Origin of the sequence: Stieleria bergensis, from assembly GCA_007745635.1 — a bacterium.
Taxonomy (GTDB): Bacteria; Planctomycetota; Planctomycetia; order Pirellulales; family Pirellulaceae; genus Stieleria; species Stieleria bergensis.
The window spans coordinates 2151129-2176217 of the sequence record CP036272.1 but is presented as its reverse complement, the minus strand read 5'-3'; the positions used below and the strand labels follow the sequence as shown (position 1 = coordinate 2176217).

The following is a 25089-nucleotide window of genomic DNA, read 5'->3' as shown; positions in this document are numbered from 1 at the left end:
GGTTCCTAACGGTCATCAAGATCAATCAAGAATCGCCTCTTCTCCTGATCACTGAGCTCACGGTTCTTGATCCCTAACAAATTATCCGACGGCCGCACCGGAAACCTTCGATTCAGATTCGGCTTGCAAGGGATATCAACAGACGCCAGCTTGCCCTGACCGACAAATGGCCGCAACTTGTGCCTTTGCTCCAACTCCCAATTGCACCCCAGAACCTCAAACCATTGTGTGAATTCTGGATATCTCCAAATGCTCGTCCGAGTCCCCGTGGCGATGAGCAAGAATTCACCATCGGGACAAAACTGCGCAAACTGACAGTTTTTCTGATTGCGCAACTCACTCTCCAAAACGACTTCTCCATCGGCAACGCTGTAAGTCAACACGATCCCATCATCCTCTCCCGGCGACGCAGCGATGACAATGCGATTGCCCTCGGCATTGAAATGGGCAGTGGAGACGGGAAACTCGCCATTGATTCGCTGACAGTGCCCTGACTTGACGTCAACTAAAAACACCTCATTGGCAGCTTGCTCAAGCTCGCTGTCCCAGGGAACCACCAGCATCCACTTTCCATCGGAAGAGTACTCCACCCATTCTACATGTGCAGATGGCAACTCCGGTGTTTCGATCGCACCATCGCTTACACGAACGGATCGCAAACCATGATCAGCCGACACCGCCAACAGAGTCTCACCGTGTGGATGCAAGGTGAGATGCTTGATGGTGCTATCAAACAGGGACAGCTTGCGCTGCCTTGCCTGCTGCCCGAAGCGGAGATTCAGATCCCAAAGGCAACAGGAACCGTCCTCAGCCCCGGTCGCGAGCAGGGAACTATCTGCCGATAGACTTGATGCGGAGATCGACGCGCCATGAACCAGACGAGTAACTGGAATTCCATTCTTCGCCTTCCATAGACAAATTGCCCCGTCCCTCGACACAGTGATCGAATCCTGCGAATCAGAGAGTTGAAAACACCGACTGACAAGTTTTCCGTGACCTACAGCAGCGAAGCTTTCTTCACGATCATCTGGATCCATCCACTGAACGCCGAATCGTTTGCACTGGAACAGCAATCGGCCAGATGAGTCAATGGATTTCAACGCGAGATAATTCGCATTCGGAATGTCGATGCGTTGCAACTGCTCGCGTTTCTTTCGATGCCAAAGCGTGAGTGCAGGGCTGTCAGCCACCCGAGGCTCACCTGACTGCTGACCATCAACAAGACCTTCGTCATCAAGGTCACCGCGTTGACTCCCATGTTCACGAATCAGCCAAAAACGCGTTCCACCAGGTTCGTAAGATCCGAAATCAAACCTTTGCTCGGTCACATCGAACCATTGATCTTCAAGGTACCGATAGATTTTCACCCCCGCTGCGCCAAGACCGACCAATAGCTCGGCCTCCTCTGGATGATGTGCGGCAAACTCCAGTCCAGTACAACGCTCGCCCGCCAATGCCTCTCCCGTCTCGGTCGATAGAACCTCCAACGAACGATTCGCTTCAGGATCGACCACGATTAAATGAGAACCATCGTCGCTTAAACACTCCAGGAGTTTCGATTGCAAAGGAAGCGGATCGTCCAGCAGTGGTTCAAGGGTATCCGTGCGGTAGAGCTGAAGATCGCCCAGCCTATCTTTGATGGCGACAATGTTTCCGTTTGAAGAAAAGATTGACTCGGCGACTTCATCGCCCAATTCCAGATGCGCAGCAAGCTCCCCAGTGATCGCATCCCACACCTGGAGTTCTCCAGCCGCCTCGACAAGCGTGAAAAGCCTCGCACCACTAGAACGGAATGTCATCCTGACATTTTGAGCATGATGCATCGGAATCAATACATGATCACTGGAATCCCATCGCACGAGTGTAAGCTCTTTCCCAGAGGAATGGATTGCAGCCGTTTTCCCTTCTAGATTGAGTACAACGCTCGAAGGCGGCCCCGCGAATTGAATGGTTCGTTCCAATTCAATTCCTGAATCCCGTCGACGCCATGTCCCCTTATTATCCTCGCATATTAAGGTCGCCTCTGAATTGGATCCAGCACTTGCAAATGCGTGTGCTGAAAAAAAAGTGGCTGGACTAGCTTGCTTGGGGTCAACAAGCAAGCCATCGGCCTTCTCAACAAGCATTAAGCGATGCGTCCCAGAGGGCTGCCTATCGAAAACCGTCTGACTATGCCTGGACCAATTATCTTTTCGCGTGCGGCGATGAGCCCCGTTCTGTGTCCGCCAAAGCCTGACCCTTCCATCGAGACATGCCACTGCCAAGTACTTTGAATCGGGATCAAACGCGAAAGCTCCAACCTGTTCACCGCACGAGAACATTGTGATCATTTTCCCCATACCGACATCCCAAAGCTGCACCTGCTGAAAGTCGACAATCGACTGAAAGGCAACTAATCGCCCATCCGGAGAAACGCTTTGAGCAATGGCCATTTTGGCCGGAATGCACTCAGTCTCTTGCATGCCTCTAGCATTGAAGCACTTAATCTGCTGGGCAAACTCTCCACTGACCCCCGACGCAAGGACTTTGTCACCGTGCAAGAAGAACTCCAATTTCCGCGCATCTTTCACCTTGGTTCTGGTCGGATGATCAATCGCGGCCAGGTCCCATAATGCGACATCCCCTGAGTTGACTGCACCGATTACAAGGCGTTGACCATCATGGCTCATGGTGACTGGATCAAGCGGGAGCATGGCCGGGTTTAGACCGCGCTGATCCCAACACTTCAACCGACAGATCTCAGCCTCCATTCCTCTGTCCCAGATTCTCACGACACCATCAATTGTCGCCGTGTAGAACCGCTTGCCATTGCCACAAAACCCTGCGCAAAACACAGTCTCGCCCAGTCCCATGTACGCTTGCAGCAAGTCACCAGACGTGGAAAACACACCAACTCGATGATCAGTCATTGGCAGGATAACCTCAGCCCCGTTTGGACTGAAGACGCTCGCTCGTGCAACGAGCAATCTTGAATCTTTGAACGCAACCGAGCCTCCCTTCTCCCCTAAGCGATAAAGTATTGCCTCCGACGCTGACTGCAGATTCGTCGTTTGATTATTCGGCATCCCAACGGACACTCCGGTGGCCGCTAACAATTCTCGATCACTGGGGCTAAAGCATACTGACGTTAATGTCTTGTGATGCTTGAAACGCTGCACCACTTGTTCACTTGAGACATCCCAAAGGATCGCTGCATCAATATCAGACGCGAGGCTATTGGAATGTGAATTCCCGGCAGGACGACTGCTGCTCCCGTTAGCACAGCTAATGACTTGCGTTCCCGCATGGTTGAATGTCAAAAAACCGACAGCCTGTTGTGCCGGGCTTGCTTGCCGCACACCGCGCGAGTTGGGCACTTCAAGCACCTTCAACTCATGCACCGCGTCCAAAGCTTGAATCGCCGCCCGATTGGTTTCCAAGCCGGGGTAGAAAACACAAGCAGCTTGAGCGAGGCTTAGCGCAAGATTGGGGTCATGTTGGAGTTGCTGTGAGGAAACGGTCGCAATGCGCAAACCGACTTCACGTTTGTTGGCTTGCGTCAACTCTGCGTTTGAGGCTTCCAAAAGTTCATTTGACTTGGCCAACTCAACACTCTTTTCCTGCTCTCGCCACAGTGCTTGATCGGCTTTGCCGCGTTCATTGATCGAAATCACCGCTGTGACCACCGAAGCGATGCACAAGACCAACGCAACGACACCAACGGAGATCAGATGTGAGGGATTGGCACGCATCCAGTATCCGGCGCGTTCAATCAAAGAGGGTGGGCGGATGGTCAGTGGCTTGCCAGCCAGAAAAAGCTGCAGCTCTTCTTCCATTTCCTTAGCGGACTGAAACCTCTGATTGGGATCCTTGGCCATTGCCTTGGTCACAATGGTTTCCAGATCCCTGGGCACCATTGAATCAATCTGACGAATGGCCTCCGGCTCATCAAACTGAATCGCACGCAGGATTTCTTTGATGTCACTGCCCGGAATCGCACGACGCAAGACAAGCAATTCGTAAAGCGTCAGGCCGAATGAATAGATATCCGAACGATGATCCACCATCACTCGGTTACTGCCCATCGCCTGCTCGGGACTCATGTAGGCGTACGTCCCCACCAGACCTCCTGGAATCGTATGCGCTGTCCGATCCTGCATCATTGCCAAGCCAAAATCGGTCAGCCAAGCATCACCATCGCTATCGAGCAATAGGTTGGCCGGCTTGATGTCGCGGTGAATCAGCCCTTGCTCGTGAACGTGCTGCAACGCCTGACAGATTTGAATCGCCATCCGCACAAAGTGCTTTAGAAACAGCGAATTACAGATCGTGCCCTCCTGAGCAATCTGATCAAGGACAATGTCGGACGCTAAGGTCTCGCCCTTGGACCAACCAGAGCTGGAACGTGATACAGAGCCATGCTTAGAATCCGCTCTCACTTTTGCTTTTGCTTTTGCTTTTGCCAGCTGCTCGCTGGGAACGGCACCCTGAGTTGGCTGGTGGTTGCCACCCTGGACCACTTTTGTCTCATCAGATTGTCCGACCGAGTTGACCGCATCGCGCAAGGTAAGCACCAACTGACTCAAGTTGGCTCCTTGAATCAGCTTCATCACATAATAATGAACGCCACCATATTCGCCAAACTGATAAACCGGAACAATGTGCCGGTGTTCAAGCTGAGCAACCGCCTCGACCTCCATTCGGAATCGCTTCAAAGCGCGCTCGTCAATTTCCCCGTCAGCCCGAATGGTCTTAATCGCCAATCGACGATTGCCCATTCCTTTCTGAGCAGCTTCATAGACGATCCCCATACCGCCTTCGCCGAGCTTGCGAATGAGAATGTATTCGCCGAAATCCAACGGACATCGACTTGATCGCATCGACAACTCCGGACCTTCTGCGTCCCCATTTCCGCGAGTATAATCGGCTGTGCTGGGCGCAGCTTCCTGCGTCTGACCAGCGAGTCGCTTGTCATCTCCCGGGGAATCAGGCTGCTGGCCATGCTCCGCTCGCAGCGTCTTTTCGAGCTCTATCAGACGCTGCAAGAAGTCATCACCCTGCCCAGCGTAAGCCTGGGCAAAGTCGTCAACCTTGGGCTCTTCGCCTGCCCGAAATCGAGCTTCAAACTCCCTCAGCAGCCCCTCACTGTGACGACCATCATCAGGAGAGGAAGAGGTTGCGTTCTGCTCAGAGACCATCGCGATTACATTTGCTGCACGTTCCAACTTGCCCAACACCTTCTGGCGTTGATCCGACAACGTCATTCTACCCGTTGTCGTGCGGAATTTGTCGTCACTGCAAACCGATTCCCCAGAACCTTCAGTCGTCTCTTAGAACCCGTTCCAACGCCATGGATTCCGCCCCTAGCAACCGGCGAGTCACGGCGCGTTCTCACGGGACACTTCGATGGCCGCCTGCAACTTGTCGGCCAGTGACGTGACCACGTCTGTGTAGGCAACTTCATCGGCAACATTCGTATTCTCGCCGGGATCCTGCTGGTGGTCGTACAACATATGCCCCGTCACTTGGCCATTCTTTGACCGATACTGAGTGTACCGATAGCGATCGGTGCGAATCGTATCACCGCTACCAAACCGGCTGACCGCCTGGTCTTTGACGCCCGATTGGGGATCCTTCATGATGGCCGTTAGTGAGTGACCTTGCAGATGACCAGGCAATGGCAACCCGGCCAACTCACACAGGGTGGGGTAAATGTCGATGAACTCGACCAGCGAAGAAGACGCCGTGCCAGAGGTGAATTTCATGGAGTCCGGGGCGACAAAGATCAGCGGCGAATGCAGGGACGTTTCAAAACAACTGTGCTTGCACCACAGGGTGTGTTCACCAAGGTTCCAGCCATGATCTCCCCAAAGAACAATGATCGTATTCTCCGCCAAACCAAGCTCGTCAAACGCCTCCAGGACTCGCCCCAAGTTGGCATCGGTATAGCTGGTCGCGGCGCGGTAGCCACGAATCAACTCACGTGCTTTGTCCTCCGAAAGCAGGCCAGTTCTGGGAATGTCTGAATACGCACGCAGCTCACCAGAATTGTGCACGGCGCCCGATGGAGCGTTTTTGGGTGGAAAGTAATTCCCAGGCAAACGCACATCGCTGGCTGGATACTTTTCGAAATAGCGTCCCGGAGCGACAAAGGGCAAGTGAGGCTTGGTGAAGCCAACGGCAAAGAAAAACGGCTGCTCAGGTTGCTGGGCCAATTCCCTGAGTCGCTCAATCGCTTCATTGGCAATCACACCATCGGTATAGGTTTCGTCGGGCACATCGCCACCGTCTTCCCACGAAGGACCACGTGTTCGGCCTTTCTTGTCTTTGACCTGAGCGTTCAGCGCTGCTGAGGTGACATACCGCTTGGCCGAAGGTCGACGAGGACGCTCGCTCCAGCCATCCAAACTATCCGCTGGGTGATGGAAGACCTTGCCCAGCGAAAGTGTCCGGTATCCGTTCGCTTTGAAGTGCGTGTTCAGTGTGGTCACACCAGCAGCCTCTTGATCGGCTCGCGAAGTGTAGGTAATGAAGCGATCCCTGGCGGGCCGAACCCCAGTCATCAAGGACGCCCGCGACGCACCACAGGTCGGAACCATGCAATAGGCACGATCGAAGCGAACGCCGCGCTTGGCCAATCTATCAATGTTGGGCGTCACCATTTGGTCGGCGCCAAAGCTGGTGATCTCGGGACGCAAATCATCCACCGCAATGAACAACACATTGGGGCGTGAGTTCGACGGCCGATCGGCGGAGCAGGGAAGGGCGAGCAACAGCGCAATCGCAAGGCCGCGTGCCTGCGAACAGAAAGTCAATTTGGGCATGTTCATGGCAAAATCAAAGCGAATGTTTTTCGGGAACTCAGTCCACTGTACACCAACGCCCCAAAACAAGAAGCCCACACCCCAGACGCGTTGGACGAATGCTCTACCTATCGGTTTCGGCACCAACCACCGGCCTTCTGCCGCAACAAAAACCATCACCCTGAACGCCTGGCGCTCTCACGCGCCGACGGACATCTTTCCACCGCCTAAACGATCGCTCCGCTGGCACTGGCTTCCCTGGCACTGGCTCCGCTGGCGTATGTCTCTCTGGCAATTTCTTAATCGGTACGGTTTAATAGAGCCTCGTCCATTGTGCTGCCCCCACGGCTTGTTTTCCCTGGGGCGTCGTAAACTCCCAGGTGCGTTGCAAACTCCCAGGTGCGTTGATGAATGAAACCGAGATCCAGAAAATGTGTGACAAGCTAGGCGTGCCGAATGCGCCGCTTGTTGAATCAGGAATCCGGACCACGCTAAAGTTCTTTCGTGATGTGATTTGGGAAGATCCCTTTCAGTGGTGTGACTACATTCGCGGCATTGACTTTCATAAGCCCGTCTATGTCGACCATCTTCTTGCAGGAACGCGACTGTCGCGGCATACAAGTTTATCGCCGGGGCGAGACAAGCCTTTTGTTTACTACACCAAACCTGGGACCTCACCGTTCAGGACAGGAACGAGCTTCGAAGAGTCCGAGTACGAATTATTCGAAGTACCGCAGTCCATTGGCTCGCCGATCGACGCCCTGGTGTCTTACGCCTCGGGCATCAAGTTTCACCCCGGCGATCGAGTCTCGCGTTTGGGCGGCGGCCTGCAGTACATCCTGTCCCATGAAGACTCAAAACAGCTGATCAAGCTTGAGCGGACAGCGACATAGGGTACCGTGCCAGCACGCAACGATTGCGTGGGTCGGATGCCGTGCCAGCACGGCACCATCAAACCGTAGGGTGCCGTGCTTGCCATCAGTCGCGTTGGCGGACGGTGGTCTAGTTTCGATTGGCTTGCCGATCAATCGAAATCAATTCCGCAATCATCCTGTCACAGATTAAGCGCGAATTCTTGTCCGACGAGTTGGTTGCAACCATGAACGTGCGATTCAGCTTCGGTGCTACCCAAACAACTGCGTACCACATGGTGTTGCTGCCGCTGTGCGTCTGCGTTGGCCCTTCCGCCCAGGTGCGCTGCAAAACGTTCCAGCCTCCGGCATACTGACCGCTGGGTTCGATCAACTTGTCCAGATTTTGCTGCGATAACAGACGCGACCGATTCTGAGGCAGATGCAGGGCGGTAAACTTCGCCCAATCCGCCAACGTGCAGTGAACTCGACCAGCCGGGCCAAGCGCTTCGGCGTTATCAAATTGCCGTGCCTGCCAGTCACCATTGGATCGACTGTGCCCCCAAGGCTGATCAACCTTGCCTTTCGTCCCCGGCGGACCGAAGCTGGCCGAACGCATCCCCAATGGCTTGAACAAGCGTTCATCGATCAACGATTCCCAGGTGGATCCCGTCATTCGTTCAGCCATACAGCCGGCAACCATGTAGCCGAGATTGGAATACAGGTACTTGCCAACGCTCCCGGCCGGAGGGGCTTGAAGATTGTCTTTCATGATCGCTAGGCGACGCGCTGTAATGTCCTTGTCACGATGCACCCACCAATCGCTGGCGTTGGCTGGCAGTCCTGCACGATGTGTCACCAATTGCCAGAGCGTCACATCGTGGTACTGATCATGCAGGTCGCGCTTTAGCTCCGGAAACACTTGGACCAGCCGCGTGTTCCAGCTGAGCGTTCCATCAGAAACCAATGTCGCCAACACCGCACAGGTCATCGCTTTGGTGCAAGAGCCAAGGTGAACGAGATCGCGAGCAGTGATCGGCACATCCGCCCCCTGCTTGCGAACACCCGCCGCCCCAATCGCGATGACGCCTTGAGCATCACCGATGGCAGCGATCATACCGGGGAGTTTCTCCTTCGCAACGACATCGGAAACAGCACGCTGAATGTTTTGGCTGGAGCGATTTTCGCCGGTTTGATTCGCCCACCCCACGTGAGCCAGTGTGGCAAAGCAGAACGCCAGAAAATGCCGGATCGTACGGTTCACAGTCATCAATCTCACCCTCAGTGGCGATCAGTTGATTAAGTAAAGGTATTTGCGAGTGAGAAAGGCTGCGCAAAACAAGTTCGTCAACGAGTCCATGGTATCCGATCTGACGGTGATCGTCGCAACAAACCGGCAACGCCAGAGGCGATGAGATGCACGAGTCGCTTGGCGCAAAGAAAAAGGACTCGTGGATGACCACGAGTCCTTGAGCATTCCCGGATAAACCAGGGAATAGGGCTGACAGGAGTCGAACCTGCACTTCCGAAGAAACTGGAACCTAAATCCAGCGCGTCTGCCAGTTCCGCCACAGCCCCGCTGTGTTGTCCGCGCGATTGTATCTGCGCGTTGATGGTGAGCGACTCTGCTCTTGAACAGAATCGCCCATTGACCAGAGATCAGTGACGTTCATCCAACTGATCTCGACCGTTCTGGTTTGATCAGGAAGCGGTTGCTTCTTCGCTGGCAGTCGGCACAACCCAGACTTTGAGAGCCGCGTCGACTTCACTGTGCAAGTGAATCTTGACGGTGTACAAGCCGAGTTCACGCAGAGGTCCTTCCAAACGGATTTGGTCGGTGGCCAGAGTGAAGCCAGCTTCTTTCAAAGAAGCGATGATTTCCGAAGCCCCAACGCTGCCGTACAAATGACCTTCGTCGTTGGCGTTGGCTTCGATGGTGATCGACTGCTTGCCCAGTTCGTTGGCCAGATCCTGGTAGCTCTTGAGCTTTTCCAGTTCCAAAGCACGCAACTTTTCGCGGTGCTTTTCGACCATCCGCTTGTGGTGCTCGGTAGCAATCGTGGCCATGCCTTGTGGCAACAGGTAGTTGCGTGCATAACCCGGCTTAACTTCAATGATCTCGCCCTGCTTGCCAAGGTGCTCCACATTGTGGATCAGCAGCAATTGGATTCCGCCGTTCTCTCCTTTTGGAAGGCGCTTGTAAGGGCGTTTGATGGTGCGACCGTTGCGTGGCATCTTCTTGCTCAGACAAATTTTAAGGTGTAAACAGTGCTGCTTGGCCCGCATTCCAGCCTGACTGGAACGCCGAGACAACCCGATCGCCTCACAGGTTTGGTGGCGAAAGGGGCCGTAATCGGAGTCCTCCGATGCCAGCACTGATTCTCGTAATCGTATATCGTTGTACGTTTATTCTTAACGGCAATTTTTCAGCCCGCTAAGTATCACGACAAATGGCGAACCGTCCAACCCAAATTCGCCACTTCCCGAGACTAGTTTTTTCGCGGCCTGCAAATGTTCGCAGGCCACCCAGAGCGATCCGTCCACGCGATCGGTTAGAACGGGATGTTGGAATCGCCGTAACTGCCTGATCCGCTGGGCCCTGCCTCGGGCATCCCGGCATTGGAGCGTTCTCCACCGCCGTATTGGTTGGAACCCGTGTTGTAGGACTCACCGCCACCATAGGACTCTTGAACCGCACCCGCTGCTTGTGCCGGTGAGGCTCCTGCCGAGCTACCACCGCCACCGCGAGAGCCCAGCATTTGCATTTTTTCACAGATCACGCGTAGCTTGCTGCGTTTTTGACCATCGGTCTCCCAACGGTCCAGCTTCAAGCGACCCTCGATCAAAACCGGCGAGCCTTTGCCAAGGTACTCGCTGGCGACTTCAGCATTGCGGCCCCAGAGGGTGACATCCACAAACGTGGCTTCGTCAACCCAAGCGCCTTCGCTGTTTTTTCTGCGATCGTTCACCGCGACGGTGACATCGGCAACCGGAGTTCCACTCGGGATAGCCTTCACTTCGACATCGCGGGTCAAATTCCCGACCAAAATGACTCGATTAAAACTCGCCATGGCATCAATTTACGTTTGAGAAAGGATTTTCCAAGCTGCCTTGAGCCCCAACGATTCCGATTAGGGCAACAAGGCAAACGCCCATCATACGCAAATTATCTGATCGAACCAGACACAGCAGGTCAATCCAGAGAAACCATTTTGTCCGAATTTAAATGGAGCTTATTTGTCGCCAGACTCGGCGGCTGCCTCTCCGCCACCTTCCGCAGGTGCTGCTGGGGCCTCTGCTTCGGCAGCAGCACTGCTGGTCACAGGACCACCACCACGAGCGTTTTCGAGGATCGGCTCGACCAAACGGGGGTCGATTTTCAGAGTCATCTGACGCAGAACAGGCTCGCAAAGCTGGAACGCGCGGTCCAGTTTGGGCATGTCAACGCCTTCCATCTCGAAGTAAGTCAACCAGTAGGTCCCTTTTTGGTGCCCGTCGATTGGATAAGCAAGCTTTTGCTCCATCCACAAACGGTTGACTTCAACCTTGCCACCACTCTCGGTGACGATGTCAGCGATTTGCTTGCTGACTCCGCCGGGATCGCGGGCGTAATGGTTGCTATCCAGGATGCACAGGGTTTCGTAGGTGCTTTTGGCCACGTCTTTTCTTCTTCTTAAGTGGGACGCGTCGGGCATTGAAACAGCGACGGTGCAATCGTCACGGCATCAAAGTATCGACGAGTCGGCCAGGGAAATGAAACGTTCAGCTTTCGCTGCGTGATTCGTTGTTACGTCGCCGCGGCCGCCGAAATGCAACTTCAGCAACGATGGCAACACTGCGATTTGCCCCACCGGCGAACCGTCGTCGCTGATGGCTACAAATCATTCGACCTCAACCGTCGCTTTTCGCGGCATCAGTTTTGGCCGTGTTCTCCGGATCCGCCTTTTTCGCCGACTCGCTTGATCGAATGGGCTTGCGTGGCTTTGCCGGTTTATCCTTCTTGGGTTCACCGTTGTAGCGACTCATTGTCAAGTCAACTCCATCGGTGACGAAGCTGATCGCAGCCTTGGCAGCCAACGTTGTGACTGGCTCGATCAACTCCAATTCCGGCTTGTTCCATTTACCCAAGACGTAATCAGTGACCTGCCAACCTTCGGGCGGTCGACCGATGCCGACTTTTAAGCGAGCAAACTGGTCCGAACCGAGGTGCCGAATGATGTCTTTGAGTCCGTTCTGGCCACCGGCAGTGCCGCGGGCCCGGATTCGCAGTTTACCGCTTGCGAGATTCAAGTCGTCGCAAACGATCAACACATCCGACAGTTCTAGCTTGTAAAAGTCCAGGGCTTTGCGAACGCTCTGACCACTGGCATTCATGTATGTGTGAGGACAAAGGATCGCGACCTTCTCCCCTCCGATATTGCATTCGGCAAACTCACCTTCAAAGCGAGCCCGAACAGCCGATGCCCTGGACAGCACAGCAAATTTCTCAGCCACCCAGAACCCGACGTTGTGCCTGGTCTGCTCGTACTTCTTGCCTGGATTCCCCAGCCCGACGATCAATTTCATTTTCGTCTACTCGGCGAGCGGTTCCGCATCAAAGTCGAGACACAGGCCGGTGATCGCCCAACGAAGACCATGCGGCCTCGGGCACCACCAAGCCGACTACTCGGCTGCTTCTTCTTCGCCAGCAGTCTTACCACGCATGCCTTTCGGCTTTTCAATGTGATAAACGACTGTTTCAGGCGAAGTGACCAACGAAACGTTTTCTGGCAAAACCAAGTCACCGGCGGTGCGGTTTTCGCCAGCGGCAACAGCCGTCACTTGCAGCACGATCGCTTCAGGGATTGCCACAGCAGGGCACTCCACTTCCACTTCATGACCGGACTCGATCACGATGCCACCTTGCTTCGCCCCAGCAGGTTCACCCTTGAACTGAATCGAAACCGTGACGGTCACGCGCTCATTCAAGTCAACACGCTGCAGGTCGATGTGCAGGACATCAATGCCCAACGGGTCGAATTGCAGATCGCTGACCAGAGCGGTCTCGTTCACAGCACCTTGCAGTTCAACGATTTTGCTGTGGTGACGAATGATTGAATCGACGGACTTTTGAGTCAGCGTCAAATGTTCGTTACCTTGTTTGTGCCCATAGAGCACTGCCGGAACTTGACCGGTTTTTCGGAGTCGACGAGAAGCCGAGGTACCCATGGTGCCCTCACGACGTTCGACTTGTACCACTTCCGCCATCGCGGATCACCTTGACATCATTGGATGGTTTTTGTTTGTTTTGACCGACGTGGAACCACAACATCGCTGGCTCCACAGATTCGGCACCGCCGCTACATCATCGGCGAAACGGTTAAGTATCCCGGTCAAATCATTCTCTGCAAGCCCAAACACCGCCTTGGAGCACGGTGGGGTGCGGAGTTGGCAGTGGCTCGCAGCAATTGCCCCCTGATCGCCTCAGCAGAGCCTCCACCGCGGGCCGCCGGTGAAGCCTCGACCGCAGATTCCATGTCCCAGCAGCCATGCCCCAGCAAACGGGGAGACGGCAGCCGGGCCGCGCCGACTAACGGAAACCTCCATCAGCAGCTATGCTTGGCCATCGAAAAGGCAGCGAATTGGGATCGCCTCCAGTTTGCTAGCTCTCATGATCAGGCCTCAGCCAGCAGACTGCCGTCAGCGATGACCCAAACCTCATTTGTTCCCACCACCAGCGAGCCCGGCACCGGACTTGTCACTTTCCTGGGCACCGGCACCAGCGTCGGCGTGCCGACGATCGGCTGCAATTGCTCGGTCTGCCAGGGTGGTCACCCCAAAAACCAACGCACACGCTGCGCGATCACGGTGCGATTGCCTGCGGGAACCTTGCTGATCGACACGCCGCCGGATCTGCGCACGCAATTGCTGCGTGAACGCATCGGACTGATCCACGCGGTCGTGTTTACTCACGAACATGCCGACCACATCTTTGGGCTCGACGACCTGCGTCTGTTCCCGTTTCGGCTGGAACATGCTGTTCCCTTGTTTTGCACCGAAGTGGTCGAAGAAGTGATCCGCCGCGCGTATGCCTATGCCTTTAGCGAGCGCGAAGACACCCACCCCGGCGCCACACCGAAACTGCAGTTCCAGCGAATTGATCCGCAACCCTTCGAGGTCCTGCAGACTCAGCTGACACCGATTCCGATGAAGCACGGCCCGCACTTTGAGGTGTTTGGCTTTCGCATCGGCGACTTTGCCTATTGCACCGACGGCAACGGATTCAGCGACGAATCGATCGATCGGCTGCGAGGCGTGCAAACCTTGGTGCTCGGCGCGCTGCGAGAGGAGCCGCACCCGACCCACATGAGCGTCGACCAGGCCATCGAGATCGCCCAGCAAGTCGGCGCCCCACGCACTTTGCTAACCCACACCAGCCACAAACTGGACTACGACGAGACCATGCAGCGGTTACCTGCCGGCATCGAGATGGCATTCGACGGGCAGCAAGTCGAAATCAGCTTGTAGTCACCGCTCCCACAACCCGCCAGAGCTGCCAGCAAACGACCTGCCAGGCACCCCAATTGGTCGCCAAGCGTCTGCGTCTGCGTCTGACAGACAAAGCGTCCTACATTCCGGCGGCGAATTACACTATACTCTTTCTTCCCCCGGCGCGACGCCCTTCCTTTCTGCGCGCCCGATCTTCCCCGCTCCCCGCCCGAACTAAATTCCCTCTATGTCTTCGTTGTCGAAATCAGAGCGCTACAACGCTCGTCTTGGACTTTGGCTGTTCGCAATTTACTTGGCTTTGTACTTGGGGTTCGTTTTCCTCAATGCATTTTCAGCGTCCACCATGGAACAACCCATGATCGCCGGACTGAACCTGGCAATCATCTATGGCTTTGCCTTAATCCTCGGAGCACTCGTGATGGCGCTACTGTATGGGCTGCTTTGCCGATCAGAAGCTGCGCCAGATAAAACCGATTCGCCCGAGGAGGCTGGACAGTGATTTACGACCCAGCACTCTCTGCGATCATTATCTTCTTTGCGTTTGTCGGTGGAGCACTTGGGCTGAGCTTCTTCCTGGGACGCAAAGCCAAATCCAGCGAAGGTTACTTTGCTGCCCACGGACAGATCCCTTGGTTTGTCAATGGCATCGCCTTTGCCGGCGATTATCTGTCGGCAGCGTCGTTCCTGGGCATCTGCGGGATGATTGCCTTTTACGGCTACGATGGCTTTCTGTATTCCATCGGTTTCCTGGCAGGCTGGATTGTCGCCTTGTTTGTCATCGCAGAACCAATGAAGCGACTGGGGCGATTCACGTTTGCCGATGCACTGGACGCCAAGTTTGATTCTCGCGGAATTAAAGGGGCCGCAGGTGTGAGCACGCTGATCGTCAGTGTGTTTTACTTGATCCCGCAAATGGTTGGCGCCGGTTCACTGATCAAGCCGCTGCTGGGCTTTCCGCACTGGGCGGGCGTGGTCATCGTTGGCGGAGTCGTGATCATGATTGTCGTCACCGCAGGGATGGTTTCCACGACCTGGGTCCAGTTCTTGAAAGGATCGCTGCTGGTGGTCTTTAGCACCCTCCTGGTGTTTCTGCTGCTACAGCGCGGCTTCAATGCGGAACCCGATGCCTTTGCAACCATCGGCCCACTTTCCGCCGACCAGCTGAACGAATCGACCATCGGCGATCGAGCCGTGATCCAGCCGACCAATGGCTGGCAAGAACACCAGGAATTCATCCGCCTGGAAAGAGACGATGACAAAGGCTTTGACATTTTCCATGTCCAGGAAACCGAAGACGACGATCAGTACATCTTGCGACAGGCACAAGCGGTTCGCGAGGTCGATCAAACGCTTTTGATCGACGGCTCTCCGCTGGGGACCGAACCCAATCAGAAACAACTGCAGCCCGTTGGCACGGTCAGCAAGCTCCCTGGAGACGAAACAAGCAGCGGCCCTCAAGGCCCGATCGAGTTTTTCAATACCATTCGTGACAGCGAAATTGTGCTGTGGCGCAACAAGACGGTGCTTCACGAAGATGGCACGAAGACCGCCGTGCACTACCAAAAGCTCACGCCGGGAAATGAAGTCCTGCGACCGGGTGAACACAAGAAGTTCGCCGGCATTCGTAAGCCAGAATTCTTTGGCAAGCTGAACTTCCTCTCGTTGATGCTGGCACTGTTCTGCGGCACCGCTTCGCTGCCGCATATTTTGATCCGCTACTACACGGTAAAAGACGGCGCTGCGGCTCGCAAAAGCACGATTGTCGGCATCGCCAGCATTGGCTTCTTCTATGTCTTAACGCTGTACATCGGCTTGGGTGCGATGACCAGTGGAGCCATGGACTTGACGGACACCAACATGGCCGCGCCCTTGCTGGCGCGGAGCATCAGCACCTTGCTGTTTGCGATCATCTCGGCAATTGCGTTCACAACCGTTCTGGGAACCGTCAGCGGACTGATCCTGGCCAGCAGTGGCGCGGTTGCTCACGACCTGATGGTTGGCGTGATGGGCATCAAGATGACGGAAACCCAAAAGGTTCGCGTCGCAAAGATTGCCGCCGTTGTTGTAGGCATCATTGCAATCGTGCTGGGCATTCTGTTCAAAGAACTCAACGTGGGCTACTTGGTTGGCTGGGCATTCAGCATTGCAGCGAGTGCTAACTTGCCCGCCCTGGTCATGTTGCTGTTCTGGAAAGGCACCACAAAGCAGGGCATCATTGCCAGTGTGACCGTGGGCATGCTGAGCTCGTTAGGCTGGATCCTGCTCTCCAGTGACACCTACAAAGGCGTCTATGGCTTGGACGAGTCACTCGCGCCAATGCCATTTAGCCAACCAGGGATCGTCACGATTCCACTGGCCTTTGTAACGCTGATCGTGGTTTCCTTGCTGACCAAACCGAAGCAACAGCCCAGCGAATAGCCAGCACGCGCCACAAAAGCACGCGCCAAGCAGCCTTTGCAACCACCGTTCAGGACAGCTTTGACATGACCAAAACGCTTTCGTCATTGCTCATGCTGATTCTGACTTGGACCTGCGTGGCCAATGCACAAACTGAATCCACTGATCCAGTCACTCGGTCCATCACCCGACTCGCGCAGGATGCCATCGAACGGGGCGATTGCCCCGGCGTGGTGATCCTGGCCGCGGACTCCAAGACGGTTCGGCACTGCGTTGTGCTTGGCAACCAGCAAAGCCAACCCCACGTCGTGCCCATGGGCCGGGATACCCTGTTTGACCTCGCATCGATCACTAAGCCCGTCGCCACTGCCACGGCCATCGCGCTGCTTCAACAGCAGGGCAAACTCAGCGACAGTGATCCAATCAGCAAACACCTGCCCGAGTTTACCGGCCAAGGCAAATCGCAAATCACCGTCAAGCAGTGCCTTCTGCATACCAGCGGCCTGACCCCTGACAATGAGTTAAGCGACTACAGCGACGACCAAGAGCAAAACTGGGACAATGTTTGCCGCCTTCCATTGCGATCGGCACCGGGCAGCACGTTCGCCTATTCCGATGTTGGGTTCATTGTGCTGGGAAAGCTAATTCAGCGCGTCAGTGGAATGGAACAGCAGGCCTTCGTGGCGCAGCATTTGTATCAACCGCTAAAAATGGCAGACACCCAATTCAATCCACCAGCGGAATTCAAAACAAGAATCGCTCCGACAGCGCCAGCGGGCGAAAGCTGGATCCACGGCCGAGTTCACGACCCGCGAGCGTTCCGCATGCGTGGCGTCGCTGGCCATGCCGGATTGTTTTCGACCGCAGATGACTTGGTCCTGCTGGGCCGCGAATTGATCGCCGCCAGCAAAGGGCAGGGCAAGGTGTTTGAAAAAGCAACGGTGCAGCGCATGTTCCAGCCCGTCAAACTCGATCGCGGCTCACGCAGCAGCGGCTGGGACCACTCGTCCCCTTATTCTAGCAATCGAGGAAACTCGCTCAGCGACGCCGCTGTTGGACACGGTGGCTTCACCGGAACGGTGCTGTGGATCGATCCCGAGAAAGACTTGATCTATGTTTTTCTCAGTTCGCGGATGCACCCCGACGGAAAAGGCGCCATCAATCGGCACGCCGGCAAGATTGCCACCCTGATCGGCGACAACTGGTAGTGCCAAACGGCAAGCGGGCAACTTGCTTGCCGAAGAAACTTGCTTGCCCGTCTGAACGCTACGAAGACGAACTGGATATCGATGAGCGTCTGCGGCGGCGACCTGATCGAGCAAACTTCTCGCGGGTTTGCTTGACGGCGTCGACCAATTGTTCGACTTCATCAAGCGTGTTGTAAAGATAGAAACTCGCTCGCGCTGTTGCCGTCAAACCCATGTGCTCGTGCAATGGCATGGCACAGTGATGGCCGGCCCGAACGGCGATGCCGCGCAGATTAAGCCACTGAGCAATGTCATGTGGATGCACTCCGTCGATCGTAAAACTGACGATGCCGGCTTTTTCACTTTGGCGTGGACCGAACAGATTTACACCTTCGACATCACGCAACTGTTGCTCAGCCGCGGCCGCCAAATCTCGCTCGTGCCTGGCAATTTCATTGAGCCCGGTATCTTGCAAGTACTGCAAGGCTCTGGCCAAACCAATCGCTTCGACGATCGGCGGTGTTCCAGCTTCGAATTTTTCCGGCAGCTCTGCTGATGTAAATCCATCAACGGTCACGCGGTCAATCATCGCTCCACCGCCCAAGAATGGTGGCATGGCCGCAAGCAGGGCTTCGCGGCCGTACAGGACACCGATCCCCGAAGGCCCGCAGACTTTATGTCCGCTAAAGATCACAAAGTCGGCGTCCCAATCTTGAACATCAATCGCTTGATGGGGTGCCGCCTGTGCAGCATCAACTAACACCGTGGCGCCGTTCTCCTTCGCTAGCTGCGCCCATTGCTGGACTGGAAAGACGGTGCCCAGCACGTTACTGGTTGCAGTGAAGGCAAACAACTTGGGCTGCAATCGCTGAAGCGCTTCGGCAACCGTCTCGGTATCAATGCTGTAGTCATCGTTGATCAGCAAGAATTCGACGCGACAGCCGACTCGCTCCGCAAGCTGGTGCCAGGGCACGATATTTGCGTGATGCTCACAGATCGTCAGCAGAATGGTGTCATCGGCCGTCACATGAGCATCGCCCCAGGACCTGGCCACCAAATTGATCGCCGCAGTGGTGCCTGAAGTGAAAATCACTTCGCGTTGCGAAGCAGCGTTCAAAAATTGCTGCGTCGTGACGCGAGCTGCCTCGTAGCCGGCCGTGGACTCTTCGCTTAACGTGTGAATCCCACGGTGCACATTGGCATAAAAGTTTTCGTAACAGTCCGTCATCGCATCGATGACAGACTGAGGCCGCTGAGAACTGGCGGCGTTATCGAGAAAGACTAACGGTTGATCACCCGGCAAACGACGCTTGAGGATTGGAAAGTCTTGGCGGATCGATTGAGGGTCCAAGGGCATAAATGGGGCTCAGTTTTCTTCGCTGAGACTGGGACCGCTGAAATGGGCCGCGTCGTCATCAGCTTCGTCTTCTTCCAGTGGAGAATGCAATGCAGATTGCAAGACGCGCCAGGGCAGCAAACAGCATTTCTGGCGATTGGGCGTTAACTGAGGACCGAACAATTCCAGCATCTGCTCGGCAGTGAAGTCCTTGACCTCTTCGGGCGTCTTGCCTTCCATCTCTTCCATCAGCATCGATGCGGAGGCCTGACTGATCACACAGCCATGGCCGTCAAAGAAAGCTTCTTCGACCTTCCCATCCCCAGCCAATCGCAACGAAACCTGAACCACGTCGCCGCAAAGCGGGTTCTTGCCCTCGTCGGCATGGGTCGCCGAGGCAAGTTCGCCGCGGTTGTACGGATCTTCGTAATGATCCAAAACGTGTTCTTCGTAGATGTCTTGTTCGCTAGGCATGGATGAACTGACGGAGGCCATGGCGGGTAAGAATGCAATCGAGACGAGAAAGTGGTGGAAATCGACGCTAATCATTAAACTCTACGCGCGTTGTGAAAAATCAGCAAGTCCCTTTTCCCCCGTGTTTTCCGGGTTTCCTAGCCGACCACCCCGTTGCTGATCCTAACGGAAAACTGACCGCCGCTATCGAGCGAGAAAGCGGCCTTATAGCCTGCGTTGCTGGCACGAAAACAACCGCCTTTTGAGAGCATGACCGTCGGTTGCCCCGATTCGCGGCCCGCCTGCCACTTGAGTGGGGGATGGCGGTCATTCGGATCAACGCTGTACGACGCAGGCCCGTCACGGCGCTGCGCCAAACGGGACTCTGGACTTGAACAATCAGCTGCCCGAACTACCGTCAGTGGTTCGACCGCCTACGCTCCGTCGTGCCCCACGACCAACAGCCAGCGCGAATCTGGCTTTGTCTTGCTCCCCCGTAGAACTGACCCTCGCTATGCCACGCGACTCGCACCCCCAACACGCTTCCCCACAGCTCAGCCACGCGTCCTCGGAACACAGCGACTGGCGGCCGAGCACCGACCGCCCCCTGAGCCGTCGCGTCGCGTTGGGCGCAGTGGCCGGTGGCCTGCTATCGCTATCGGGTTGCCCACTCGCGATCACACCGGTGGGGCCAGAATCTGAGCCCCCGCAACAGTCCGATCCTGAACTGACGACAGTCAAAGCCCTGGTCGATCAGGTGCTAGAAAAGGAGTACGCGACGCGCGGATTGTCGACAGCCCAGAACGGCGCCTGGCAAATCTTTCACGGCATCTTGGCCTACGGTGATCGCTTCATGGTCGACACCTCCGCAGGCACTCAGCCGGCACTGGAATACCTGCGGGCAGGTGGTTTCTGTAACGGCTTTGACCCTGTCATCGGTGACCCGCTGGAGAACACGAACGGGGACAGCACTCGTTACGGCTTGCGTGTCGACTTAGAACCAGAGACAAAGATCGGCCAGGGACACCGCGACCAATGGCTGGCAGTGATCTCACAAACGGGCTTGCCGTTAAGCACACCATGGATTGTCAACGAGTATGACTTTACGCTTGAAGACTGGATGCGTCAGGCGGAACAAGACATTCCCAGGAACCTTGAAAACGAATTTAGCTGGACCATGATTCCGTTGTCGATTTATCGACCGACAGACTATCGATGGAAAGCTCGCGACGGAAAGACATACAGTGTCGAATCGCTGCTCGATCATGAGTCCTCCGTCAGCCTGCAACAAAGCGCCTGCGGAGGTACTCACCGCTTGATCGGGATCGCCTCGACGCTGAACAAGCGTCGTGCAGAAGGGCAACCAATGACCGGTGTTTGGGAGTCGGCTCAGCGGCGTGTCGATCAGGGCGTGCAACTGGCCAAGGCCAATCAAAACCCCGATGGCTCCTACAGCTCAGCCTACATGCACCGCACGGGATGGTGTCGCGACCTGGGCGAAATGCTGGGCACAACCGGCCATGTGCTAGAGTTTTTGGCCATCGCGGCAGACGACGAAACGCTGCAATCACCCTGGGTGACGCGCGGCGTGGAACGCCTGTGCAATGTGCTGCAGGACTGCCAAGGAGTCGACATGGAGTGCGGTGTCTTGTATCACGCACTACACGGCCTAGTCGAATACCAGCGGCGGATGGCCTAGCCCTAGGTTGCCGCACTTGCACGCACCAGTGCCCCAGAAACGATGTGATTCCAAGCAATTGGTGCGTGCAAGCGCGGAACCCTACCGAAGCAATTGGTGCGTGCAAGCACCATCGCCGTCGAAAAGGCGGCTGATCGTGCCACTGGCAGTTCAACGACGCTCTAGGTGCTGCGGCCGCGCCATGTGACTTTGCGGCCCATCAACTGATTCAACAGCGCCTGCCACTGCAAGGCAACAAACATCGTGGTCGCGGGAACATGGCAAAACGCTCCGAACCAGGACTGCCGAAATTTGCCGGCAGCATAAAGACGTGGCACTTGCCCCATGATCACCGCCACCGCGGCGATCGCTAACGCCAACCACTGATGCGTTATCGCGGCAGCAATGACAACGCCAAGTGGCAACAAACTGCAGCCCAGCAACAGCACTGAAAAGACCAGGATCAATTTCGGCTGCGCGATCCCTTCGCTGGCGTTCTTCAACAGCCCGCGAGCCACTTGAGCCGCCCCTTCGTACATACGAACCTCCGCTAAGGCGGTGCCGTCAACGACATCACTCATCAGACCAGCGCTGCGATACGCCCTCGGCAACATGATGCCATCGTGACGAGAATTCCGAATGGCCTGGTGAGTGCCCGCCTGCCGATACGCTTCGGCGGTGGTCAAGAATAATTGCCCGCAGCCGGCGGCCAGACTGGGATCCGCCATCTGCCGCATTCGTTGTAACGGCAAGTAGCCCAGCAGGATGAAATGCATCATTGGGATCAGCCAATGCTCGGACCAACTGGCAGTGATTTGCCTGGGGAAAGCGCTCACCAAGCCCAGGTCATTGTCGGCCAGATAATGAGCCAATTTGGCCAAGGCATTGTTTGCCAGTCGCACATCGGCATCGATGAAGGCTAGGTGATCTTTGCTGGCGGCCTGAGCCAATTGAGAACAGGCGTATTGCTTGCCGTTCCAGCCATCCGGAAGCCCCTGTCCCTGTATCAGGTGAACCCGTTCGTCCTGCTGGCAGAAGGATTCAACGATCGCAGCAGTCTGATCTTCTGAGTTGTCATCCAAGACGATGACTTCCAAATCGATCGCTTCGCTGACCAACGCGGCTTGCAAGCAATCGGCAATCGATGCCTGTTCGTCGCGAGCCGGAATCAACAGCGAGACTCCGGGTTGATGCTGCTTGGCTTGAACATCCAACTGTTCGATCGGATCACAAAACAGAGGCATGTTCTTGACGAACATCAACAAGGGCAGGGCACAGAGCAGCAAAGCCAGACAAGCAAGCGCCAAGATCATTGAAAGTGTTCTCCGTGCTGGCCTTCGAATTGCTTGCCTGTGAGCATGGCTTTGACGCGCCGGAACGAGTCGTACACGGCTCCTCCCCCCACATCGCCCTGCAGAACAGATTGAAAGTTCGTATCACAGCGTTGAATGACCAAGGACTCCAAGTGCTGCTGCGTGCCTCGCAACGCAGTGGTCAGGTTTTGATGCCAAGTTGCCTTGTCCCAATCGGGGTGCTGTTGGCAATCAATGAACTTACCAAAAGCCGCAAAGCACATCGGTAAACGCTCATTCCAAAACGCGTATTCCATTGCCATCGGCACGACCAAGGGTGAATCATGTTTGCGACAAAGATGAGCCAGTCCCGGCATCAGTTCAGCCGTACGGTCTCGCGAATCAGCGAAACGACCTTCGGGAGTCAACCACAAGGCAGCGTTGGAACGTTCCAAAACGGCGGCGCTTCGCGACAGAAACTGAGCCGTGCCAGAGGTACTTGAAAGCTGCACGCCAAAAAAACCCAGCCGGGCAAACACACGATACTTGGCAAGCGCTTCGGCATCAATGGGCGCAAAGAAGTCGCGTTCGGGAAACAAACGCTGATTCAAAAAGTGAGCGATCAAGGGATCCCACCACGAGGGATGATTCACATAAATGATGATCGGCCGGCCAGCGGCGAGACTGACGTCAAGCGAACTGTCCTTAGCCAGAACCACACCGTGAAAATTCTTCCGCAAGAAACGTTTTAGAAACGTCTGAAAGCCGGCATAGAACCACTTCGCTGGTGGCTTTGGCTGCCAATCAGATGCTCGATTCCGTCGTTGCTCAGATGATGTCATGTTGAATCAGAGGATAGCGATCGCTTCGTTCAGTTCTGCCAAGCATCGGCGTTCATCGCAAGCAACACCGACAAGCCGCAGCTACTAAATCACTGCGACTGGAGCTTTCCAGATCGCACGTCGCTATCCAACGAATCGGCCGCGATCCAACCGCTCATCATCACCATCGGCATTCCGGGGCCAGGGTGCGCTGCCCCGCCTGCGAGATACAAACCGGAGAGATCTTTGCGACGGTTTCCGGGCTTGAAAGCTCCCAGATACTTGCCGTGACTGGCCAAGCCATAGATCGCCCCATTCAAGACTCGATAGCGTTTGTGGATGCCCTCGGGGGTCAGCGCTGATTCATAAACAATCGCGTCACGAATGCCCTTGGTCCCGGCACAGGATTCCATTTTATCCAAGATCACCTCACGGTACTTGGGAAGCATTTCCGACCAGTCGTGATCCGGACGCAGGTAAGGCGTGTGGACCAGAATGTAAAGGGCCTCGCCGCCCTCCGGTGCCACTCCCGGCTCGCTGATCGCCGGAGCACACACGTAGGCGGTCGGATCATCGGCGGGTTTGCCAAGATCATAAATGCTTCGGAACTCGGCCTCGGGATCTTTCGAAAAGACAAAGTTATGGTGCAACAGTTGCTCATAACGACGATTCAGACCCAAATACAACACAACACCGCTACACGCCGGGATGTGTTTGTTTTTCTTTTCAAAGCGCTGTGACTGCGGGGTGCCCTTGAGCAATTCGGTATAGGTTCGCACGGCGTCACAGTTACTGACCACCGCGTCACAGGGCAGAGACTCATCATCCGTTGTGATCACTCCGACGACTCGGCCGCCGCGCGTTTCAATTTGCTTGACATCGGTGCTGGTACGGATTTCGACACCCAGGTCTTGCGCCAGTTTGGCTAACGCCTCTGGGACGGCGCGCGTGCCGCCCATCGGATACCAGATCCCTTCTTCGGTTTGCATGTGCGCGATACTGCACAGCACTGCGGGCGAAGCATAAGGCGAAGAACCGACATACTGAGTGAAGTGATCCATCATCTGAGCCACACGTGCATCAGGCACATGCGAACGCACGATTGAGGCGACGCTTTTGCCCATTCGTAACGAGAGCACGTCTTTGAGCACGTTGATCGAGAACGCACCACTGACTTCCATCGTATCAGCGAGCCCACCAATTGAACGCCAGAAGAAGAAACGATCTGACACACCATGCAGGTGCTCGCTTAACCCCATGAAGTTTTCATATCCATTGGCGTTGACATCGCCGCCAGTGAATTGACGCAGGGTTTCCTTCATCTGAGGCATGTTTTCCACCAGATCAAGCACGGTGTTGTCGGCGGCGCCACCTTTGCCGTCGCTTTCGAAGAAGCAACGCCACTGGGGATCCAAACGAATCATCTCGATGTAGTCTTCGAGTTTTCGCCCCGCTTCCTCAAACACTCGCTTCAAGACGCTGGGCAGCGTTAAGATCGTCGGTCCCATGTCGAAGCGAAACCCTTCGGCTTCTTGCTGGGCAGCCTTGCCGCCCACCCATTCATTCTTATCCAGCAGTGTCACTTGATGACCGCGGGCCGCAAGCACACAGGCGCTGGACAGTCCAGCCAAACCGGCACCAACAACGATGACGTTCAAGCCATCCGAATTCGCTTTGATCATGCTTGGATCAGTTCCCTAAAGTTAATTCGACGCTCGTATTGACCAACATTGGATGATCGAAACGGTGAATTTGGCAGTGAGTTAAATGGCAGTGAGCAGCAAGCGATGCGTGTTTGGCGAC

At 55.5% G+C, this 25089-nt stretch carries 19 protein-coding genes and 1 tRNA gene; 6 read left to right on the top strand and 14 right to left on the bottom strand.

The features are described 5' to 3' along the window. Positions 1-5 precede the first annotated feature (5 nt). Together SV7mr_RS07340 and SV7mr_RS07335 are read right to left on the bottom strand one after the other, a co-directional pair. Complete coding sequence (locus SV7mr_RS07340) at positions 6-5237, bottom strand: protein kinase domain-containing protein (RefSeq protein WP_419188218.1); 5232 nt, start codon at positions 5235-5237, stop codon at positions 6-8. A gap of 120 nt (positions 5238-5357) precedes the next feature. Next, positions 5358-6803: a sulfatase gene (locus SV7mr_RS07335; RefSeq protein ID WP_145278173.1), complete on the bottom strand. Its 1446-nt coding sequence runs from the start codon at positions 6801-6803 to the stop codon at positions 5358-5360. Positions 6804-7189: 386 nt separating this feature from the next. Here SV7mr_RS07335 and SV7mr_RS07330 point away from each other — a divergent pair, with 386 nt between their 5' ends. Further along, a complete protein-coding gene (locus SV7mr_RS07330) occupies positions 7190-7675 on the top strand; it encodes a hypothetical protein (protein WP_145270609.1) in 486 nt (161 codons plus the stop codon). A 109-nt stretch (positions 7676-7784) separates the two neighbouring features. Here the strand turns inward: SV7mr_RS07330 and SV7mr_RS07325 are convergent, their stop codons facing one another. The 7 genes from SV7mr_RS07325 to SV7mr_RS07295 form a co-directional block, all read right to left on the bottom strand. Further along, a complete protein-coding gene (locus tag SV7mr_RS07325) occupies positions 7785-8903 on the bottom strand; it encodes a serine hydrolase domain-containing protein (RefSeq protein WP_145270607.1) in 1119 nt (372 codons plus the stop codon). A gap of 226 nt (positions 8904-9129) precedes the next feature. Next, positions 9130-9211 (bottom strand) — tRNA-Leu (locus tag SV7mr_RS07320). 123 nt (positions 9212-9334) lie between these two features. Next, positions 9335-9868, bottom strand: a complete 534-nt coding sequence (gene rplI / locus SV7mr_RS07315) for a 50S ribosomal protein L9 (RefSeq protein ID WP_145270605.1) — start codon at positions 9866-9868, stop codon at positions 9335-9337. A gap of 317 nt (positions 9869-10185) precedes the next feature. Next, positions 10186-10704, bottom strand: coding sequence for a single-stranded DNA-binding protein (gene ssb, locus SV7mr_RS07310; RefSeq protein ID WP_145270603.1), 519 nt, complete (start codon positions 10702-10704; stop codon positions 10186-10188). A 162-nt stretch (positions 10705-10866) separates the two neighbouring features. After that, positions 10867-11292 carry a 30S ribosomal protein S6 gene (rpsF, locus tag SV7mr_RS07305; protein ID WP_145270601.1) on the bottom strand — a complete coding sequence of 142 codons (426 nt, stop codon included), beginning with the start codon at positions 11290-11292 and terminating at the stop codon, positions 10867-10869. A 232-nt stretch (positions 11293-11524) separates the two neighbouring features. Further along, the gene (gene pth / locus SV7mr_RS07300; protein ID WP_145270599.1) at positions 11525-12199 is read right to left on the bottom strand and encodes an aminoacyl-tRNA hydrolase; all 675 of its coding nucleotides are present in this window, start codon (positions 12197-12199) and stop codon (positions 11525-11527) included. 96 nt (positions 12200-12295) lie between these two features. Further along, entirely contained in the window at positions 12296-12880 is a 585-nt protein-coding gene (locus SV7mr_RS07295; protein ID WP_145270597.1) for a 50S ribosomal protein L25, read from the bottom strand. 24 nt (positions 12881-12904) lie between these two features. Between SV7mr_RS07295 and SV7mr_RS07290 the strand changes: the two genes are divergently transcribed. From SV7mr_RS07290 to SV7mr_RS07275, 4 genes are all read left to right on the top strand, one after another. Then, positions 12905-14140, top strand: a complete 1236-nt coding sequence (locus tag SV7mr_RS07290) for an MBL fold metallo-hydrolase (protein WP_419188217.1) — start codon at positions 12905-12907, stop codon at positions 14138-14140. A gap of 208 nt (positions 14141-14348) precedes the next feature. Next, positions 14349-14621, top strand: coding sequence for a DUF485 domain-containing protein (locus SV7mr_RS07285; protein ID WP_145270595.1), 273 nt, complete (start codon positions 14349-14351; stop codon positions 14619-14621). Beyond that, on the top strand, positions 14618-16540 hold the full coding sequence (locus SV7mr_RS07280; RefSeq protein WP_145270593.1) for a sodium/solute symporter: 1923 nt from the start codon (positions 14618-14620) through the stop codon (positions 16538-16540). The genes SV7mr_RS07285 and SV7mr_RS07280 overlap by 4 nt, the downstream gene beginning before the upstream one ends. A gap of 65 nt (positions 16541-16605) precedes the next feature. Further along, complete coding sequence (locus tag SV7mr_RS07275; RefSeq protein ID WP_145270591.1) at positions 16606-17727, top strand: serine hydrolase domain-containing protein; 1122 nt, start codon at positions 16606-16608, stop codon at positions 17725-17727. A gap of 58 nt (positions 17728-17785) precedes the next feature. Here the strand turns inward: SV7mr_RS07275 and SV7mr_RS07270 are convergent, their stop codons facing one another. Next, positions 17786-19063 (bottom strand): SufS family cysteine desulfurase, encoded by a 1278-nt coding sequence (locus tag SV7mr_RS07270; protein ID WP_145270589.1) that lies wholly within the window; start codon positions 19061-19063, stop codon positions 17786-17788. A 9-nt stretch (positions 19064-19072) separates the two neighbouring features. Further along, entirely contained in the window at positions 19073-19516 is a 444-nt protein-coding gene (locus SV7mr_RS07265; protein ID WP_145278169.1) for an iron-sulfur cluster assembly scaffold protein, read from the bottom strand. A gap of 493 nt (positions 19517-20009) precedes the next feature. Between SV7mr_RS07265 and SV7mr_RS07260 the strand changes: the two genes are divergently transcribed. Next, positions 20010-21194: a hypothetical protein gene (locus tag SV7mr_RS07260; RefSeq protein WP_145270587.1), complete on the top strand. Its 1185-nt coding sequence runs from the start codon at positions 20010-20012 to the stop codon at positions 21192-21194. 161 nt (positions 21195-21355) lie between these two features. On the opposite strand, the gene SV7mr_RS07255 is transcribed toward SV7mr_RS07260, so the two are convergent. From SV7mr_RS07255 to SV7mr_RS07245, 3 genes are all read right to left on the bottom strand, one after another. Continuing rightward, entirely contained in the window at positions 21356-22486 is a 1131-nt protein-coding gene (locus SV7mr_RS07255) for a glycosyltransferase family 2 protein (RefSeq protein WP_145270585.1), read from the bottom strand. After that, positions 22483-23307 carry a lysophospholipid acyltransferase family protein gene (locus SV7mr_RS07250; protein WP_145270583.1) on the bottom strand — a complete coding sequence of 275 codons (825 nt, stop codon included), beginning with the start codon at positions 23305-23307 and terminating at the stop codon, positions 22483-22485. Before SV7mr_RS07250 ends, SV7mr_RS07255 begins: the two co-directional genes overlap by 4 nt. A gap of 89 nt (positions 23308-23396) precedes the next feature. Further along, positions 23397-24968 (bottom strand): phytoene desaturase family protein, encoded by a 1572-nt coding sequence (locus SV7mr_RS07245; RefSeq protein WP_145270582.1) that lies wholly within the window; start codon positions 24966-24968, stop codon positions 23397-23399. Positions 24969-25089 lie beyond the last annotated feature (121 nt).

What these genes read in the sequence shown, in the direction of transcription:
- SV7mr_RS07335 (WP_145278173.1), bottom strand. Translation starts at nt 6,803, where the DNA reads ATGCCCAAATTGACTTTCTGTTCGCAGGCACGCGGCCTTGCGATTGCG.
- SV7mr_RS07330 (WP_145270609.1), top strand. Translation starts at nt 7,190, where the DNA reads ATGAATGAAACCGAGATCCAGAAAATGTGTGACAAGCTAGGCGTGCCG.
- SV7mr_RS07325 (WP_145270607.1), bottom strand. Translation starts at nt 8,903, where the DNA reads ATGACTGTGAACCGTACGATCCGGCATTTTCTGGCGTTCTGCTTTGCC.
- rplI (WP_145270605.1), bottom strand. Translation starts at nt 9,868, where the DNA reads ATGCCACGCAACGGTCGCACCATCAAACGCCCTTACAAGCGCCTTCCA.
- ssb (WP_145270603.1), bottom strand. Translation starts at nt 10,704, where the DNA reads ATGGCGAGTTTTAATCGAGTCATTTTGGTCGGGAATTTGACCCGCGAT.
- pth (WP_145270599.1), bottom strand. Translation starts at nt 12,199, where the DNA reads ATGAAATTGATCGTCGGGCTGGGGAATCCAGGCAAGAAGTACGAGCAG.
- SV7mr_RS07295 (WP_145270597.1), bottom strand. Translation starts at nt 12,880, where the DNA reads ATGGCGGAAGTGGTACAAGTCGAACGTCGTGAGGGCACCATGGGTACC.
- SV7mr_RS07290 (WP_419188217.1), top strand. Translation starts at nt 12,905, where the DNA reads ATGGTTTTTGTTTGTTTTGACCGACGTGGAACCACAACATCGCTGGCT.
- SV7mr_RS07285 (WP_145270595.1), top strand. Translation starts at nt 14,349, where the DNA reads ATGTCTTCGTTGTCGAAATCAGAGCGCTACAACGCTCGTCTTGGACTT.
- SV7mr_RS07275 (WP_145270591.1), top strand. Translation starts at nt 16,606, where the DNA reads ATGACCAAAACGCTTTCGTCATTGCTCATGCTGATTCTGACTTGGACC.
- SV7mr_RS07270 (WP_145270589.1), bottom strand. Translation starts at nt 19,063, where the DNA reads ATGCCCTTGGACCCTCAATCGATCCGCCAAGACTTTCCAATCCTCAAG.
- SV7mr_RS07265 (WP_145278169.1), bottom strand. Translation starts at nt 19,516, where the DNA reads ATGCCTAGCGAACAAGACATCTACGAAGAACACGTTTTGGATCATTAC.
- SV7mr_RS07260 (WP_145270587.1), top strand. Translation starts at nt 20,010, where the DNA reads ATGCCACGCGACTCGCACCCCCAACACGCTTCCCCACAGCTCAGCCAC.
- SV7mr_RS07255 (WP_145270585.1), bottom strand. Translation starts at nt 22,486, where the DNA reads ATGATCTTGGCGCTTGCTTGTCTGGCTTTGCTGCTCTGTGCCCTGCCC.
- SV7mr_RS07250 (WP_145270583.1), bottom strand. Translation starts at nt 23,307, where the DNA reads ATGACATCATCTGAGCAACGACGGAATCGAGCATCTGATTGGCAGCCA.
- SV7mr_RS07245 (WP_145270582.1), bottom strand. Translation starts at nt 24,968, where the DNA reads ATGATCAAAGCGAATTCGGATGGCTTGAACGTCATCGTTGTTGGTGCC.